Here is a 710-nt window from a genome sequence, read left to right on the forward strand (position 1 = left end):
GATATATTTTGATCGGAAAAGTATGATTTATGTTGATTGGAAACCAAATCGTTTTTAAAAATTCCATTGGGTGTACAAATCCAAATAGCATTATCAATGATTGCTGTATTTTGGATAAAATCGGCTGAATTTGTCAATTTCAATTTTGAAAATAACCCATTTTCAAAACTAAAAAAAACATCTGAAGATTTCGAATTGATGATGAGTTTTTGCCCCAATTTATTTAGTAAAGGAGTGAAAATTTCTTTATAAAAATTGTTTGGTAAATAGTATTTTTTTACAGCATTTTTGATTCCAAATTCATATAAAAAATCACCTAACACATAAAATCTTTCTGAAGTTGCATAACAAAATGTGATATGTTTGTCCGAAATTTGATGTTTGTTTTTTACGGTTAACGTTTTTAAATCATACACAAAAACGGCATTTGGTTGAATTAAAAAAAGCTCGTTTTTTATGATTCCAAATCTATAATAGCCAAGTGAAGTTTCTTGAGGTAACGCTTTAATAATGCCTTTTTCAACATAATATAAAAAGCCATCAAAATTGGCGTACCAAATTCTGCCAAAATCATCTTCTGCAATACATGAACCTGACTTTGAAGTTTGAAAATCTGCCGTAAATGTTTTGAAATAATTGCCATCGTATTTACTTAATCCTTTTCCAGTGGCAAACCACATAAAACCTTTGCTGTCTTGAAAAATATCATA

1 protein-coding gene is annotated in these 710 nt (G+C 28.5%); it reads right to left on the reverse strand.

The features are described from left to right. A partial coding sequence (locus tag IU405_RS11215) for a hypothetical protein (protein WP_197438707.1) occupies window positions 1-710 on the reverse strand: 710 nt, incomplete at both ends.

Origin of the sequence: Polaribacter sp. BAL334 (assembly GCF_015767435.1) — a bacterium.
Classification (GTDB): domain Bacteria; phylum Bacteroidota; class Bacteroidia; order Flavobacteriales; family Flavobacteriaceae; genus Polaribacter.